1 pseudogene is annotated in these 437 nt (G+C 71.2%); it reads right to left on the bottom strand.

Going from position 1 to position 437, the window contains the following annotated elements:
- A pseudogene (locus I6F21_RS37955) lies at positions 1-437 on the bottom strand (phosphoglucosamine mutase); the annotation flags it as partial.

The following is a 437-nucleotide window of genomic DNA, read 5'->3' as shown; positions in this document are numbered from 1 at the left end:
GGTCTGCTTGACGACGATGCCGACGTCCTTCATCGCATTGAGCAGCCCGAGGTTGCTCATGACGGTCGCGACGAGGGTGTCGTCGTGCAGCCGGCCGCGCTCCTTGAGGGCCACGGCGAGAATGCCCATGATCTGGTCGCCGTCGATCTGCACGCCGCGCGCGTCGACCGCGAGGCAGCGGTCGGCGTCGCCGTCGTGGGCGATGCCGAGGTCCGCGCCCTTGGCGACGACGGCGGCCTTGAGGTGGTCGAGGTGGGTCGAGCCGTAGCCGTCGTTGATGTTGAGGCCGTCGGGCTCGGCGCCGATCTCGACGACCTCCGCGCCGGCGAGGCGGAAGACCTCGGGCGACACGGCGCTGGCCGCACCGTGGGCCGCGTCGATGACGACCTTGAGCCCGTCGATGCGGTTGGGGAGCGCGGCGAGCAGGTGCGCGACGT

Origin of the sequence: Bradyrhizobium sp. NBAIM03, assembly GCF_020194055.1 — a bacterium.
Taxonomy (GTDB): Bacteria; Pseudomonadota; Alphaproteobacteria; order Rhizobiales; family Xanthobacteraceae; genus Bradyrhizobium; species Bradyrhizobium yuanmingense.
This window is presented reverse-complemented; position numbering and strand designations above follow the sequence as displayed.